The following is a 16,439-nucleotide window of genomic DNA, read 5'->3' on the forward strand; positions in this document are numbered from 1 at the left end:
ACCATCCCATCAGGATGGGAAGAGGTTTCCTCGAATCTTTGTCGGAACGTTTGCTTATTTTCAATGGAAAAGGCGGCTTCCGGCGCGAAAGTCGGGTTCCCCCCGTTGACGGAGAAGGAGTTTCCGCATATAATCGAATCATCATCCGATTCACGGATCGATAGCCGTCGCAACGCGACGCGACGGCCGGCTTTTTTTTACTGCGCGCGACTGAACTTGGAGGACTCCACGAATGCCCAGACGCTTCCCCCCGATGATCCTGATCCTGCTTTCCGCCCTGGTCCTGACCGCCTGCGGCGGAACCACCACCCTGCCCGACCTGACGAACCTCTCGATCGAGGCAATCGACGAAGCCGACATCCCGGCCGGCGTCTACGAGATCCCCTTCAACCGCGCCGAGATCGAGGCCTACGCCGCCTATTACGAAGTATCGATCGAACTGACCGCGATCGATTCCGACGGGACGCCCGTCGACCTCGACGGCGACTCGATCACGATCGTCGAAGGGGAAGTCTACACCGTCACGATCCGCGCGACCGTCGGTTCGGCCTTCGACGAAAGCCGAACCATCACCCTGACCGCGGTCGGCGCGTCCGTCTCCCATACCGTCACCTTCGATCTGAACGGCGCGCCGATGACGGCCCCGATCACCCGTTCCGTCGCCCACGGCGAACCGATCGCCGACTTCCCGGCGGAACCGCTCCTCGACGACTACGCGTTCGGCGGCTGGTGCCGCGACGCCGCCTGCACGACCCCCTGGAGCGAAGAGGACGACGTCGTCACGGCCGACCTCACGCTCTATGTGAAGTGGAATCCGGTCGTCGTCGAACACGACGGCTCCGACCTGTTCATCAACTGCGCCCCGGGTGACGCGTCGCGGATCGAAGGAGACCTTCCCGTCCAGATCTACTCGCTCTGGATGGGGTTCGCGTATTCCCTGACGGACGAGGAGTCGCGGCCGCTCGAGTTCGGCCTCGTCTACTCGACGACCGACGGGACGCCCGGCTATTTCGAGGATGGGGTGATCGTCCATCCGATCGCGGAGTTCGACGAGAACGACCTCGCGATCATCTGGTTCGCCGCCGACACGCTGCCGCTGGCGGACGAGACGCATTACACGATGCGCGCCTACGCCCTTTACGAGCATGACCTCTATTACGGCGAGATCGTCTCCTACGACACGGCCCGGCTCGTCGGTTCGGCGCAGTCGGTCGGACTGCAAGGGATCGTCTCAGGCGGCCGCTACTACATCGACAACGGCACCGCCGCCTACCGCCCGGCGATGTTCGACGTCGCCGTCGCCGAGGGCTACGAAGCCTTCCTCGGGACCAATCCCTACCACAGCTACGAACAGATCCGGCAGAGCGGCATGCGGTCGATGTTCGTCGTCGACACCGCGACCGGCGTCCGGTATCTGCACGTCTTCGAGCTGACCCTCCGCAACAGCCCCGCCGTCGTCGCCTACGAAGGCTTCGCAACCTCGGTGCAGCTCGGGGAATGGCACGTCACCGCGAGTTACGGGATCACCCTGCCGTTCGCCGAGGAGTACGACTATCACATCGAGGAGTACGGCGTGCTGTTCTCGACCGCGACGCCGTACCTCGAGCTCGGACGCGAGGGTGTCCATCGCCGCGCGGGCGGCGACCTCGATGAGACGAACGGCTTTGCGAACGAGGACGATTACACCCTCCCCACCGTCGAACGGACCCTCTACGTCCGCGGCTACGCGATCGTCGACGGCCGGACCTGCTACTCCGCGACGATCTCCTCGATCCTCTTCGAAGAGGACCTCTCCGGCGCATCCTACGAGACCGGACCGTCCTACACCGAATACGAGGACTTCACGTCGAGCCGATCCGGCTATTCCGTCTACACGAGTCCGAACGTCGTGCACGTCGTGACGACCTTCGGTGAGACGCCGTCGGCGGTCGAGTACGTCGGCAACTTCAGTCTGACCGCCCCCGGCGTCTACTACGTCCGGCAGGCGGGCATCGCCTTCTGGCAGAAGGTCGTCATCCTCGAACCGCAGGGCGTGATCGAGGGCGTCGCCGACGGCGCGACCTATCAGGACAAGGCCGTCGTCGTCTCGACGACGTGGAACGCGACCCTCTGGCTCTCCAAGGACGGCGGCCCCGAGGTCGCGATCGGAAGCGGCGTCACCCTGACCGAACCGGGCGTCTACGTCGTCTCGATCTACCTCTACGGCACGACGACGTCGACCTTCACGATCGAATGATCCCATGGCCGGGCGGCGCGAAACCGCCCGGCCGTGCTATAATGGTCGTGAACGGAGGGATCCCATGGACTTCGAGACGAAACGACTGACCCTGCATCCGATGACGGTCGAGGAACTGAGATGGTACGCCGACGACCCGGAGCGCCTCGCGGCGCGCTTTTCCAGCCCGACGTGGGAGGAACAGCCCGACTTCTTCAAAGCCATCGTCCGCAAGCAGGCGGAGCGCGTTCTGGCCGATCCGGAGAACGCCGCATGGCACACGTTCTACCTGATCGTCGAGAAGGCGACCGGATGCCTCGCCGGCTCGATCGACTTCAAGCGGCCGCCGGCGGACCGGACGGTCGAGATCGGCTACGGGATCGACGAACGCTTCCGCGGCCGCGGCTACGCGACCGAGGCGGCCGACGGGATGTGCCGGCGGGCCTTTTCAAGCGGCCTCGTCGACAAGATCGTCGCCGCGACCGAGGAGGACAATCCCGCCTCCGACCGCGTCCTCGCGAAGGCCGGATTCCGGTTCGTCCGTAAGGACGGCATCTCCAACTGGTACGAACGCCTGAAACCGTGATTCCGGGCGAAACCCTCCTGAACAAGGGGGGTTTCTTCGTTTTTCGGCGAATATTCGGGAAACGGTATCGCAAGCGCCGCGTCTTTGATATAATGATGGAAAAGGCGGTCCTTCCGCCGCGTCCGAAAGGAGTCGTGCTCGGAGCATGCTGAAACGGTACTGGAAGCCGGCGCTCGTCGTCCTGTTCCTCGGGGCCATGACGGCGGTGCTCTATTTCGAGGACTACTACCACGACTACCACACCGTCGTGATGCAGGCGTTCACCTTCATCCTGATCGTCGTCGCGTTCTGGCTCAGGCGTTACCTGATCCCGGTCGCGGTCTATTTCGCGTTCGTCCACGTGCTCTTCGACGGTCTCCTGATCGGCGAGTTCCCGGCGGCGGCGGTGCGCGAGTCGCTCCTCCAGTTCGTCTTCGTCGGCGTCCTCTACGTCGTCCTCGACCAGCGCGACAAGAGCCGCGTCCGCCTGAAGCGCTACATCGACGCCTCCCGAATCGCCACCTGGGAGTGGGACCTGCGCACGAACGTCAAGACCTACAACGAGCGCTGGGCGGCGATGCTCGGATATCGCCTCGACGAACTCCGGCCGATCACGAACGAGACCTGGCTCCGCCTCGCCCATCCCGACGACGCCGTCTCCTCGCAGAAGGCGGTGGACGCCGTGCTCGCCGGTGAGACCGAATTCTTCGAACACAAATCGCGGCTGCGCCACAAGGACGGCCACTGGGTCTGGATCCTCGACCGCGGGAACGTCGTCCAGCGGACCCGCAGGGGAAAGCCGACGGTGATGAGCGGGACCCACACCGACATCACGCTCGAGATGACCCTCGCCGAACGGCTCCACCAGCAGAACGCGAAGTTCGTGCGGCTGGTCGCGTCGGCTCCGGACATCATCTACGAACTCGACCTCGAGCAGCGCCACACCGCGATCTACGGCAAATGGATGAAGGACGAGGGCGTGACGCCGAGCCAGTTCCTCGGGAAGACGGCCCGCGACGTGTTCGGCGAAACCGCCGCGAAGCCCCACGAGGAGGCGTTCGCCCGCGTGCTTGCGGGGGAAGGCGTCGTCTACGACTGGCACATCGCCGGAACCGCGGGCGAACGGTTCTTCCAGACGTCGCTCTCGCCGATCCTCGGGACGGACGGCGAAGTCGCGGGCGCCGTAGGCGTCGGCCGCGACGTCACCGCGCTCAAGCTCGCCGAACGGCGGCTGCTCCATTCCCACGACCTGATGAAGTACGTGATCGAGCATTCCAACTCGGCGATCGCGGTCCACGACCGCGACCTCCGCTACCTCTTCGTGAGCGACAACTACAAGAAGCAGTACCACGTCCTCGACCGCGACCTGATCGGGAAGCACCACTACGACGTCTTCCCCGACCTGCCGGAGAAGTGGCGCGCCGTCCACCGGCGCTGCCTCGGGGGCGAGGTCCTTTCCGCCGACCGCGACCGCTACGATCGCGCCGACGGCACCGTCGACTACACCCGCTGGGAATGCCGCCCGTGGTTCGAGGACGACGGCACGGTCGGCGGGATCGTGATCTACACCGAAGTGATCACCGAGCAGGTGAAGATGGAACAGGAACTGGTCCGCCGCGCCGACGAGCTCACGCTCCAGAAGCGGCGCGCCGAGGCGACCCTGCTCTCGATCGGCGACGGCGTCGTCTCGACCGGGCACGACGGCCGCATCGCGGCCTTCAACGTGGTCGCCGAGAAACTCACCGGCTGGACCGCCGCCGAGGCGATCGGCAGGCGCTTCGACGAGGTCTTCGCGCTCGTCAAGGAAGCCAGCGGCGAACCGGCCGTCGATCCGGTGCGGAGGGTCGTCGAGAGCGGCCGCCGCTTCGAACTCGAGAACCACACGATCCTCGTCGCGAAGGACGGGTCGCGCTACTACGTCGAGGATTCCGCGGCGCCGATCATCGACGTCGACGGCTCGCTCTCCGGCGTCGTCCTCGTCTTCCGCGACGTCACCGAGAAGAACTTCAAGCAGCGCGAGATCGAATACCTGTCGATCCACGACTTCATGACCGGACTGTACAACCGCCGCCACTTCGTCGAACGGCTCGCGGCGATGGACAACGAGAACCACTATCCGCTCGGCGTCGTCATGTCCGACTTCAACGGCCTCAAGATCCTGAACGACGCCTTCGGCCACGACCTCGGCGACGAGGCCCTGAAGAAGATCGCCCACATCCTCGAGCGCGTCGCCCCGACGTCCGCCGTGATCGCGCGGATCGGCGGCGACGAATTCGCCGCGATCCTCCCGAATGCCAGCGAGGTCGAGATCGCCGCCTTCTCCGATGCGCTCCGCACGGCCGTCGCCGGCGAGCACGTGAACAACGTGCCGCTCTCGCTCGCGGTCGGCTACGCGATCAAGGACGCGACCTCGGCGTCGATCGACGAGGTCCTCAAGCTCGCCGAGAACGACATGTACGCCCACAAGATCTCCGAGGGCTCGAGCGTCCGGAACCGCGCCATCCAGGCGATCCTGAAGACGCTCACCGACAAGTACGCCAAGGAGAAGGTCCACTCCGAACGCGTGAGCCGCCTCTGCGGCGCGATCGGCCGGGCGCTCTCGCTCCGCTCCGAGGAACAGCGCGAACTCGAGATGGCGGGCCTCTACCACGACATCGGGAAGATCGCGATCCCCGACGAGATCCTGAACAAGCCCGGCCGGCTCGAACCGGCCGAGTTCGACGTGATGAAGAAGCATACCGAGATCGGCTACCAGATCCTCCGCGCCGCCGACGAGTATTCCGACCTCGCCGAATACGCGCTCTCGCACCAGGAGCGCTGGGACGGCAAGGGCTATCCGCGCGGGATCGCCGGCACCGCGATCCCGCTCTTCAGCCGGATCATCTCGATCGCCGACGCCTACGAGGCGATGACCGCAGACCGGCCCTACCGCATGTCGCTTTCGAAGGCGGAGGCCGTCGAACGCATGCGCGAAGGCCGCGGCACGCAGTTCGATCCCGAACTCGACGACCTCTTCCTGAATGTCGTCCTGCCGGGCGGCGACTTCTAGGAGGGGCCATGGAAAACAACGAATTCTTCGAACGCCTGTACAACGAACTGGAGGACCTCCTCCGCATCCGCTACCGCCTCGAACCGAACGCGAGCGCGGTCTACTTCCACGAGAACCGCGTCGGCGGCCAGACGGCGAAGAACCTGCGGGCGATCCGCGAGCTGCGCAACTACATCGTCCACGACAAGCGCACCGACACGATCACCACCTGCATCGTGAGCGACGAGGCGATCCGCTTCCTCGAACGCGCGATCGAGGGCCTGAAGCGCCCGCGCCGCGCGATCGACGTCTGCGTGCTGAAGGAACGGATCCTCTTCGCCTGGATCACCTCGCCGGTGAAGCCGCTGCTTGCGGCGATGCTCGAGCGCAACATCTCGCACGTCCCCGTCCTCGACGATTCCGGGCGCATCCTCGGCGTCTTCAGCGGCACGACCCTGTTCGCCCAGGCGGCGGGGACGGAGGTCCTGGCGGTCGGTCCGAAGACGACGATGCGCGACTTCGAACGGTACCTGCCGCTCGCGGCCCACGTCGAGAACTACCTCTTCGTCGACCGCACGACGCCGCTCGAGGAACTCATCGAACTCTTCGGCGCGACGCCGAAGGGCGGACGCAAGACGAAGATGATCTTCGTCACCGAGCACGGGGTGCCCGAGGAGCGGATCCTCGGTCTGATCACGCCGTGGGACATCCTCGACGGCGACGTCGTCGCCGCCTAGAAACCGAAAATCAAAAGGGGCTGCATCGAAACGGATCCGAGATGGTCCGAATCGATGCAGCCCCTTTGCGAATGGGCCGGGCGGGTCACTCGGCGACGTCAGCCTCGACCAGCAGGAACACGACCCAGGGATCCTCGTAGGCGGTGACGCAGAAATCGTAAGCCTGTTCGACTGCGATCGCGAACCTGGCGTCCGCCATCGCGATGGCCGTCCCGTCGGCTCCGACGATGGAGACGGGGATATCGCCGTTCGGCTCGTCGGCCGTGAGTCCGTAGGCCCCCGCTTCGAGGAAGGAGCGGAAGCACCCGCCGCCGAGGAGCGACGCGTCGAAGAAGACCCAGGAGTTCACGACGACGACCCCCTGGTTCTCCGGGAAGAACGCGGGATCGCTCGCGACGAAGGGCTCGTCGAACACGCGGTACCGTTCGGCGTAGGAAGTCTCCTCGCCGTCAAGCTGACAGGTGATCTCGAGCGTCACGACGATCTCGTCGCGTGCCGGATCATAGGCCGGATCGAGGTCGAGGGTGAGCGTGAACGTCAGCCCGACGCAAGCGGATTGACTTGACCAGCCTGCCGTGGAGAACAGGAAGGTCGCGGCAATGCCCGAGGATCCCGCCGGATCCAGGTGCGCGAGTTCCTCGGCATACTCCGCTTCCATCGCGGCGAACACCGGATCCGCAAGGATCGAGCCGACGCCCGCTTCCACCTCGAACTCCCAGTCGGAATCGTCTTTCCGGGTCACCTCGCCGAAATCGTCCCAGACGGCGAAGCGGAGGAAGTTCCATCCGTGTTCGCCCATCAGCGCATCCATGGACGTTTCGGCCGGACCGATGTACGTCACGGGGTCGACATGCCGCTGCCAGGCGAGGACGCCGTCGACCGTACGCCACCGGTTCGGTCGGGTGAGCGCGACCTCTCCGGAGTCGCCGACGTCACGGGCGCCGTCGGCGATGAAGAGTTCGTCCGGCAGGGACGACGCGTCGGAAAAAACCGCCAGAAACGTCCGCCGTTCCGCCGTCACGGCCGCTTCCGCGTCGGTGACGCGGATCTCGCGGCGAACGATCGCGGCGTACCCGTCGGAAAACTCGTCCTGCAGGCCGTTCAGCCGGTCGACGAGGACGTCTTCCGCAAGCCATCCGTCGTACGGAGATCGCGTCGTCAGGGGCGGGCATCCGGCAAGCGTCGAGACCAGAATCAGGAGAAGCGACGTCAGAAGCAGTCTTCGCATGGCCATCCGCCCTTCCGTGAACGGGTCGGATCGGCCGACGAACGTGCGTTCTTCCGTCTAGAACCATTCCGATGCGGGTCCACTGGATTCATCGTACCACCGATCGGCCGTCCATGCAACGGCTTCCGTGAAAATCGAAGGAAGAATCCTCTTTTTTAGATTTCGATCGGCGAGGCGTCGAAGCCGATGCCGGAAGAAGCCGTCGACATCAGGCACCGATATCAAAACGAGCGCCGCGGACGGATCCGCGGCGCTCCCTTGTGCTTGTTCAGACCATGAAGAGGAGCCCCATCAGGACTCCGAGAAACGTGCCGGCGGCATAGCCGATCGACCCGCAGACGAGTCCGGGGACGGTGAGGGCGTCGTTTTGGAGTTGCTTCGTCACCGCCGGGATGAAGGCGGGACCGTAGAGTCCGGCGGTCGCGGTCACGATCGCGCAGTCGGCGTCGATTCCGAGCAGCTTCGAGAAGAGGACGTGGACGGCGAAGATCCCGACGGTGATCACGCCGTAGAAGAGGATGTTCATCCCGAACCCGGTCGAGACCTTCGTGAGGTCGAGCGAGGAGGCGAGGGCGAAGGAGAAGACGAGGATCAGGTAGTGGCCGACGACGTTCGTTCCTTCGGTCCTCCGGATCTTGCGGTTGAACGAGCCGAGGATCCCGAGGACGGTGACCCCGAGCATCATCGCCGGCACGACGTAGTCCGTCATCCGACCCTGCACGGCGCCGAGAAGCACCCAGACGAGGATCCCGGCGCCGGCCGAGACGGCCGTCATTGAAAACGCGACCAGGATCACGAGGAACAGCCGCCGGGTCGGCCGGAAGCGCTTCAGATCGATCTCCTCGGTGTTCTTCATCGCCGCCGGCGAGTTCATGTACGACGCCAGACGGGACGGCTTCAGGATCTTCGCCACGAGCGGCTTGGCCGCGACCAGGAGGAAGACGTAGAAGACGGCGCCGACGATCATGTCGGAGAGGTTGGCGAGGCCGAGGGCGGTGGCGTCGAGCCCGAAGATGTTCGCGATCGCGTTCAGGTTGGGGGTCCCGCCCGTATAGACTCCGACCGACATCGCGGCGAGGACCGCGCCGTTCGCCATCGTCCTTCCGATCGCATAGAACGCGACGGTGGCGACGAGGAGCGCGGAGACGAGGAGCGAGGCGAAGGAAAGCAGGACGGTCTTCGAGAGCTTGCGCGCCTCGAGCAGGTTCGACGAGAAGAGCAATAGCGGGATTCCGACGCCGATCGCGGCGTGGCTCCCGATCTCGCCGATCGCGGCGTCCACGACGATGTCGACGCCGAGCTTGCGGAGGGCGAAGACGACGAGGGCGACGGCGATGCCGGCGAGGTAGGCGGTGCCGATCGTGCCGAAGATCCGCGTCAGCCGGAACTTCGATCCGCGGATGATGAGGATCGGGACGAGGAAGATGAAAACGAGCTGGACGAGGCTGTAGATCATGGGGTCAGGTCCTTTCCGTAGAGCCGGAAGGTCTTGGCGATCCGGCCGCCGAGCTTGAGGAAGGTGGCATACGACTTGAAGTTCCCGAGGACGATCGTGCCCCCCTCGAGGCGCGTCATCCCGCGCTCGCGCATCCGTTCGAAGACCGCGAAGTACATGCGGAAGACGAGCCCCGTGTTCTGCATCTCGGGGACGACGTACTGGAGCGTGCCGCGCACCCGCCGGATCCGGTTTCGGAGGATCAGGAAGGCAAGCGGCCGGATCCGGCCGCGGGTCCGCTTCAGGACCTCGTTGAAGTCGGGCATCACGAAGACGAAGCCGACGGCCTCGCCGGAATCCTCCCGGCGCGCGATCAGGACGAGCTTCGGGTCGAGGAAGAGGCGGAGGCTTTCCGCGACCGACCGGATCATGTCGAGCGACGGGGCGCGCTGGTAGTTCATCTCGGTGGTGGCGCGCGCAAGGATCGCGTGGACGTCGTCGAGGTCGCGCTCGAGGTTCCGCCAGGAGAGCGCGTCGATCCGCACGTCGTGCTTCCGGTCGAAGCGTTCGGCGATCGCGGAAAGCGTCCGGTAATTCGCCGCGGTGCCCTCGGCGGCGACGGCGACGGTGTCGACGGTCTTCGCATATCCGGCGTTTTCGAGGAGACGGGCGTAATAGGGCTTGTTGTAGGAGGTCAGGAAGGCGGGGTCGTCGTCGAACCCGTCGACGAGGATCCCGCGGCGGGTGTCGGGATCGTGGGGGGCGTAGGTGCCCTCGGCGTGGAGTACGCCGCGGGTCCGCATGTCGGCCTCCATCTCCCCGAAGAGCGCGTCGGCGACCGCCTGGTCGTCGACGCATTCGAAGTTCGAGAACCAGCAGACTTCGCGGCCGTGCTTCTCGTCGTGCGCGAACGCGTAGAAGAGGCGTCCCTCGACGCGCCCCTCCGCGGTCCATAGCAGACCGACGGCGCGGCGCGCCTTCAGGATCTCGCGATCCATCTCCTTCGTGAAGACGGAAAGGATCGGCGGAACGAAATGGGGATCGAAGCGGTACAGGTCGATCTGGAACCGGACGAAGCGGCGGATGTCGCCGGGGGTCCGGACGCGTTCGATCATGGGTTTACCTCCGGAAGCGTCGTTACCGTCCCATTATAGCAAAACCTTCGGACCATCACAAGGCTTTGCGGGATCGCGGTTGCGGCGATTTCGTGAAAAAGGAACGTCCGCGGGAATGCGCAGGCGTGAAAAACGGGGATGGACGGAGGCCGGATCGATGGTATAATACTTGATGGATGAAAGGCGGGATCGGACATGATCGAGATCGACAGGAAGGCCATCCGCGAGGAACTGGACCGGAAGAACATGCTGGGGCTGCAATGCGAACTGACGCGTCAGCGCCGGCTCCGCACGGCGGTGATGGGAGGGCTCTTGCTCGCGCTCCTCACGACCGTCGTCTTCGGCACTCTCGAGGATCCGTTCCTCTACACCTTCTCCAACATCGGGAACTTCTTCGATTACCGGCTCTTCTTCATCGTCTGGTCGATCCTCGCCGGAACCGCGATCCAGGCGGCGATCCTCGCCCTCTTCCGCCTCGAGGACTATCTCCCCGGGAAGAAGTGGAAGAACGTGCTCCTCTTCCTCGCGGTCGTCCTGCTCGTCGCGACGGCGCTGATCCCGGCGCTCAGGGACGTCTACCCGACGTGGCACGTGCTGCACTTCGTCACCGCGATCCTGCACGCGATCTGCGTCTGCGGCGCGTTCGTGCCGTTCTCCCTCTGGGTCAGCCGCGAGAACCCGCGCCTGCGCCGCGTCATCTACGCGATGATCGCCGCGACCTGGGGCGGATCGCTCCTCGCGCTCGTCTTCTTCGGGAAGAGCGGTCTCTTCGAGATGTGGTTCTACGTCGGGATGATCGTCTTCCTGCTCTACCTGTCGCTCGTCCTCTTCGAGGAGAAGATCGTCAAGCTGTCGGTCGCCTTCCTGCAGGGCGAGGACAACCTGAACCTCGCGATCGAGAAGTACTTCATCGACCTCGAGAAGCTTCCTTCGGAAAAGAAAAGACCCGCGGAAACCGCCAGGGCGGCCGCGGGAAGGGACGATTCACTCGTCCAGTAGAGCCTTTCTCCAGATCGATAGGAGCTTTTCGTAGGACGTTCCCGCATTCGCGGGGGAGGTCGACGGGAGCGCCACGGACATCGTCGTACGTTCGGGATGGCCGCGTCGGAACCATTTCGCGGCGGTCCCGCCGTTCAGCAGGATCCGGCCGATCCCCGTACCCGCGAGGATCGCGTCGAGGTCGGCGTAGACGACGTCTTTGATCGAGGCGTCCGCCGAACCTTCGACGACGCACTCCTCGACGACGTCGTAGAGCGCGATCCCGTGCACCGCCAGAAGCCTGCGTTTCCCCTCGTTGTCGGCGTTCACGAAATCGTCGCCGTAGACGTCCGAGAGGATCCGCCAGAAGCGGTTCCGCGGATGCATGTAGAAGAAGCCTTCCGCCCGCGAGCTGACGGATGGGAAACTGCCGAGCACGAGGACGACGCTGTCTTCGTTTGCGACCGGCGGAAAACCGTGCGCGATCCGTTCCATCGTATCACCCGACACCCATTATACCATGATCCGTCCCCGAGATCGAAAGGAGTCCCATGACCGAGATCGAACGCATCCGCGAAGCCGCATCCTTCCTCGACGGACGCCTGCGCACGAAGGCGAAGGTGGCCGTCGTCCTCGGCTCCGGGCTCGGCGCCTTCGCCGACCGCCTCGCCGACGTCCGCGCCGTCTCCTTCGCCGACATCCCCCACTTCCCCGAGATGCGCGTCGCCGGCCACGCCGGCCGGATCGTCGCCGGCCGTTTCGGAACGGTCGAGGCGATCGTCGTCCAGGGCCGGTTCCATCTCTACGACGGCTATCCGCTCGCCGACGTCGTCCTGCCGGTCCGGGCGCTCCGCCTGCTCGGCGTCGAGACCCTCGTCCTCACGAACGCCTGCGGCGCCGTCAACCCGGCGTTCGCCCCGGGGGAACTGATGGTCCTTTCCGACCATCTGAACCTCACCGGCGGAAATCCGCTCGTCGGGAAGAACGTCGAAGAACTCGGCACGCGCTTCCCAGACGCCTCGGAGATCTACGACGCCGGCCTGCGCGAGCTCGCGAGGGCGGCCGCCGCCCGCCTCGGGATCGTCCTGCGCGAGGGCGTCTACGCCTGGTGGACCGGACCATCGTACGAGACCCCCGCGGAGATCCGGATGATCCGCATGCTCGGCGCCGACGCCGTCGGGATGTCGACGGTGCCGGAGGCGCTCGCCGCCTCGCACATGCGCATGAAGGTGCTCGCGATCGCCTGCCTCACGAACATGGCCACGGGCATCCGCCCCGGCCGGCTCACCCACGAGGAGGTCCTCGAGGTCGCCGGGACGGCCGCCGGCCGTCTCACCGCGATCCTTTCCGACGTCGTTTCGCGCCTGCATCCATGACCCGCCTTTCACGGTGGGTCTTTTTTTTCGACAGAGGTACGGTTTTTACGGAAAATCGATGAATATTCCCTGGGAAAGGTTGACAATTTTCGATATTCAACGTATAATGCGCGCCAAAGCAAGGCGAACAACCTCGAACATCGCACAACCGCATGACATCCCGCATCCGCCCCGGAGAAGCTTTCCTTCGGTGATCGCTCCGGACGCGGACCGGGATCCGAACATCCGTCGGGATCCCCGCTTTTTTGCGTGCGGAAGGATCCCCCGGAGGCCGCATCGCGGCCGGAAGGGAGCGACATGCCGCTACGCGAGATCCTCGCGAGGACGCCGAAGGAGCCCGACCGCCTGATCGGGATCCTGCTCGAACTGCAGGCGGAAAACGACCGGACCTTCGTGTCCGAAGAAGAGGCGCGCGAGATCGCGCGCCATCTCGGCGTTACCGAAAGCCGCGTCTGCGCGGTCCTTTCGTTCTATTCGTTCTTTTCGCAGGCGCCGCGCGGGAAGCACGTGATCCGCGTCTGCAAGGACGTGCCGTGCCACGTCCGCGACGATTTCGACGTGCTCCGCACGATCGAGGAACTGCTCGGCGTCAAGGCCGGGCAGACGACAGCGAACGGGAAGTTCACGGTCGAGACCTCCTCGTGCCTGGGCTGTTGCGACCGCGGTCCGGCGATGCGGATCGACGGCGAACTCCATGCCGGCCTGACGGCCGAGAAGGTCCGCGCGATCCTCGCGGACATCCGGGGGTGAGACCGTGGACGAACTGAAGATCGTATCGAAACGCTGCGGCGTCATCAATCCGCTCTCGATCGACGACTATCTCGCCCACGAGGGCTACCAGGCGCTCGAACGGGCGCTTTCGCTCACGCCCGAGGCGATCGTCGCCGAGGTCAAGAAGGCGTATCTCCGCGGTCGCGGCGGCGCCGGATTCCCGACGGCGACGAAGATGGCCGCGCTCGCGGCCGAACCGGATCCGGAGAAGTACGTCGTCGTCAACGCCGACGAGGGCGAGCCGGGCAACTTCAAGGACCGCTACCTGATGGAGAACGATCCCCATTCGATCCTCGAGGGGATGGCGATCGTCGCCTATGCGACGGGCGCGAAGAAAGGATACATCTACGTCCGCGGCGAATACGACCTGCCGATCAAGACGCTTCGCTGGAGCGTCGAGCAGGCGCTGGCGCGCGGCTATCTCGGCCGCATGGTCATGGGGGCGGGATTCGACTTCACGGTCGAGGTCCGCTCCGGCGCCGGATCGTACGTCTGCGGCGAGGAGTTCGCCCTGATCGAATCGATCGAGGGCAAGCCGGGCAGAACCCGCGTGAAGCCGCCGTTCCCGACCCAGAAGGGCATCTTCGGGCATCCGACGCTGATCTCGAACGTCGAGACCTTCGCGAACGTGCCGGCGATCCTCGCGATGGGCGGCGCGGCCTTCGCCAAGATCGGCACGCCGTCGTCCACCGGGACGAAGCTGATCTGCCTTTCGGGCAACGTCAAGCGCCGCGGCGTGTTCGAAATCCCGTTCGGCGTCTCGATCCGAAGCGTGATCGACGAACTCGGCGGCGGCGTCGAGGGCGGACGGAAGATCCGCATGGTCCAGCTCGGCGGCGCCTGCGGACCGATCATCCCGCCGCTCATGCTCGACATGCGGATCGACTACGAGCGCTTCGAGGAGTTCGAGTCGAAGACCGGCGCGGGCGCGATCATCGTGATCGACGACCGCTTCGACCTGTTCCGGATCCTGCTTCGGATCATCACCTTCTTCGCCCACGAGTCGTGCGGGAAGTGCGTCCCGTGCCGCGAGGGCAACGCCCAGCTGATGGTCATGCTCGAGAAGTTCATCGATCGGCGCGCGACCACGGCCGACCTCGTCAGCCTCGAGTCGCTCGCCCGGGTCATGCACCAGACGTCGCTCTGCGGCCTCGGGCAGACCTGCCCGACCTCGATCATCGCCGCCCTCAGGTATTTCCGCGAGGACTTCCTCGAGCGGATCGAATACCCGGGCATCTAGGAGGAACCCCATGATATCCTTCAAGATCAACGACGTTTCCGTCCAGTGCGAACCGAACACCACGATCCTCGCCGCCGCCAAGGCGTACCACGTCGACATCCCGACGCTCTGCTACTACCCCGACCTCGACATCAAGTCCGACTGCCGCGTCTGCTCGGTCGAGATCGTCGGTCAGAAGGGGCTCTCGACCGCCTGCTCGACGATCGCGCGGCAGGACATGCACGTGCTTACCAATTCGCCGCGCGTCCTGAACGCCCGGCGGACGATCGTCGAGCTCATCCTCGCCGACCACGACGCCAACTGCACCGCCTGCGCGAAGAACCTGAAGTGCGAACTGCAGGACCTCGCGCGCAAGCTCGGCATCGACTCCAACCGCTTCCCGCCGATCCTCCGCCACCGTCCCGTGGACGACCGGAACCCGGCGCTCCTGCGCATCCCCGACCGCTGCATCAAGTGCGGCCGCTGCGTCGACGTCTGCAAGAACGTCCAGGGCATCGGCGTCCTCGAGGGGATGGGCCGCGGCCGCGACGTCGTCATCGGTCCCGCCTTCGGCCGGCCGCTCGGCGACGCCTTCTGCACCTACTGCGGCCAGTGTTCGAGCGTCTGCCCCGTCGGCGCGATCCTCGAACACGACGACACCGAACTCGTCTGGCGGGCGCTCCACGACCCGCGCAAGCACGTCGTCGTCCAGACCGCCCCGGCGGTCCGCGTCACCCTCGGCGAGGAGTCGGGCGACAAGCCCGGCGGGATCGTCACCGGCAAGCTCGTCGCCGCCCTCCGCCTGCTCGGCTTCGAAAAGGTCTTCGACACCGACTTCACCGCCGACCTGACGATCATCGAGGAGGGCAACGAACTGCTCGAGCGCATCTCGAAGAAGGGCGTGCTCCCGATGATGACGTCCTGCTGCCCCGGATGGGTCAACTTCGCCGAGCAGCAGTACCCCGAGATCCTGCCCCACGTCTCGACCTGCAAGTCGCCCCAGCAGATGTTCGGCGCGCTCGTGAAGACCTACTACGCCGAACGCGAGCATCTGAATCCCGAGGACATCTTCGTCGTCTCGGTGATGCCGTGCACGGCGAAGAAGTACGAGGCCAAGCGTCCCGAGATGTCCGCCGACGGGATCCATCCCGACGTCGACGTCGTGCTCACGACGCGCGAACTCGGGAAGATGATGAAGCAGATGGGGATCGATTTCGACGAACTGTCCGATTCCGACTACGACAAGCCGTTCGGCGAGACCACCGGCGCGGCCGTCATCTTCGGCGCCACCGGCGGCGTGATGGAGGCGGCGCTCCGCACCGTCTCGGTCCTGCGCGGCGAGGACAAGGACATCGACGTCGACTTCGATGCCGTCCGCGGCCTCTCCGGCATCAAGGAAGCCGTCGTCGAACTCGGCGGGATCCCCGTCCGGGTCGCCGTCGCGCACTCGCTCAAGAACGCCCGCATCCTCGCCGAGCAGGTGAAGGACGGGACCTCCCCCTACGACTTCATCGAGGTCATGTGCTGTCCCGGCGGCTGCATCGGCGGCGGCGGCCAGCCGTACGGCACGATCGCCAAGACGCGCGCCGACCGGCTCGACGCGGCCTATCGCGTCGACCGCTCGATGGCCGTCCGCAAGTCGCACGAGAACCCGGCGATCACCGCGATCTACGGCGAGTACCTCGTCAACCCGCTCGGTGAACGCGCCCACAGGCTCCTGCATACCCATTACCACAAGCGCTCGGAGACGGGCGTCCGGCCCTGATACAGAC

13 protein-coding genes are annotated in these 16,439 nt (G+C 65.3%); 9 read left to right on the plus strand and 4 right to left on the minus strand.

What is annotated here, in order from left to right:
* The first annotated feature begins 232 nt into the window (after positions 1–232).
* The 4 genes from WC509_03730 to WC509_03745 all read left to right on the plus strand — a co-directional run bounded on the left by WC509_03730 (position 233) and on the right by WC509_03745 (position 6,545).
* Positions 233–2,236, plus strand: a complete 2,004-nt coding sequence (locus tag WC509_03730; GenBank protein ID MFA5006562.1) for an InlB B-repeat-containing protein — start codon at positions 233–235, stop codon at positions 2,234–2,236.
* A gap of 64 nt (positions 2,237–2,300) precedes the next feature.
* Complete coding sequence (locus tag WC509_03735) at positions 2,301–2,801, plus strand: GNAT family N-acetyltransferase (protein MFA5006563.1); 501 nt, start codon at positions 2,301–2,303, stop codon at positions 2,799–2,801.
* A gap of 145 nt (positions 2,802–2,946) precedes the next feature.
* Entirely contained in the window at positions 2,947–5,829 is a 2,883-nt protein-coding gene (locus WC509_03740) for a PAS domain-containing protein (protein MFA5006564.1), read from the plus strand.
* Positions 5,830–5,837: 8 nt separating this feature from the next.
* Positions 5,838–6,545, plus strand: coding sequence for a CBS domain-containing protein (locus WC509_03745; GenBank protein MFA5006565.1), 708 nt, complete (start codon positions 5,838–5,840; stop codon positions 6,543–6,545).
* Between the two features lie 85 nt (positions 6,546–6,630).
* Here WC509_03745 and WC509_03750 read toward each other — a convergent pair whose 3' ends face one another.
* The 3 genes from WC509_03750 to WC509_03760 all read right to left on the minus strand — a co-directional run bounded on the left by WC509_03750 (position 6,631) and on the right by WC509_03760 (position 10,323).
* On the minus strand, positions 6,631–7,773 hold the full coding sequence (locus WC509_03750) for a hypothetical protein (protein MFA5006566.1): 1,143 nt from the start codon (positions 7,771–7,773) through the stop codon (positions 6,631–6,633).
* 268 nt (positions 7,774–8,041) lie between these two features.
* Positions 8,042–9,229, minus strand: a complete 1,188-nt coding sequence (locus WC509_03755) for a DUF819 family protein (protein ID MFA5006567.1) — start codon at positions 9,227–9,229, stop codon at positions 8,042–8,044.
* Positions 9,226–10,323 (minus strand): hypothetical protein, encoded by a 1,098-nt coding sequence (locus WC509_03760; GenBank protein MFA5006568.1) that lies wholly within the window; start codon positions 10,321–10,323, stop codon positions 9,226–9,228. The genes WC509_03755 and WC509_03760 overlap by 4 nt, the downstream gene beginning before the upstream one ends.
* 195 nt (positions 10,324–10,518) lie before the next feature.
* On the opposite strand from WC509_03760, the gene WC509_03765 reads away from it, so the two are divergent.
* Positions 10,519–11,322 carry a hypothetical protein gene (locus WC509_03765; GenBank protein ID MFA5006569.1) on the plus strand — a complete coding sequence of 268 codons (804 nt, stop codon included), beginning with the start codon at positions 10,519–10,521 and terminating at the stop codon, positions 11,320–11,322.
* Here WC509_03765 and WC509_03770 read toward each other — a convergent pair.
* Positions 11,308–11,796, minus strand: a complete 489-nt coding sequence (locus WC509_03770; GenBank protein ID MFA5006570.1) for a DNA-deoxyinosine glycosylase — start codon at positions 11,794–11,796, stop codon at positions 11,308–11,310. The genes WC509_03765 and WC509_03770 overlap by 15 nt on opposite strands.
* Before the next feature lie 56 nt (positions 11,797–11,852).
* Between WC509_03770 and WC509_03775 the strand changes: the two genes are divergently transcribed.
* The 4 genes from WC509_03775 to WC509_03790 all read left to right on the plus strand — a co-directional run bounded on the left by WC509_03775 (position 11,853) and on the right by WC509_03790 (position 16,432).
* A complete protein-coding gene (locus tag WC509_03775; GenBank protein MFA5006571.1) occupies positions 11,853–12,677 on the plus strand; it encodes a purine-nucleoside phosphorylase in 825 nt (274 codons plus the stop codon).
* A gap of 297 nt (positions 12,678–12,974) precedes the next feature.
* Entirely contained in the window at positions 12,975–13,427 is a 453-nt protein-coding gene (locus tag WC509_03780; protein MFA5006572.1) for an NAD(P)H-dependent oxidoreductase subunit E, read from the plus strand.
* A gap of 4 nt (positions 13,428–13,431) precedes the next feature.
* Positions 13,432–14,688, plus strand: coding sequence for an NADH-ubiquinone oxidoreductase-F iron-sulfur binding region domain-containing protein (locus tag WC509_03785; GenBank protein ID MFA5006573.1), 1,257 nt, complete (start codon positions 13,432–13,434; stop codon positions 14,686–14,688).
* Between the two features lie 10 nt (positions 14,689–14,698).
* The gene (locus WC509_03790; GenBank protein MFA5006574.1) at positions 14,699–16,432 is read left to right on the plus strand and encodes an NADH-dependent [FeFe] hydrogenase, group A6; all 1,734 of its coding nucleotides are present in this window, start codon (positions 14,699–14,701) and stop codon (positions 16,430–16,432) included.
* Positions 16,433–16,439: the final 7 nt, after the last annotated feature.

The organism is Candidatus Izemoplasmatales bacterium (assembly GCA_041649275.1).
In the GTDB taxonomy this organism is placed as follows: domain Bacteria; phylum Bacillota_I; class Bacilli_A; order Izemoplasmatales; family Hujiaoplasmataceae; genus UBA12489.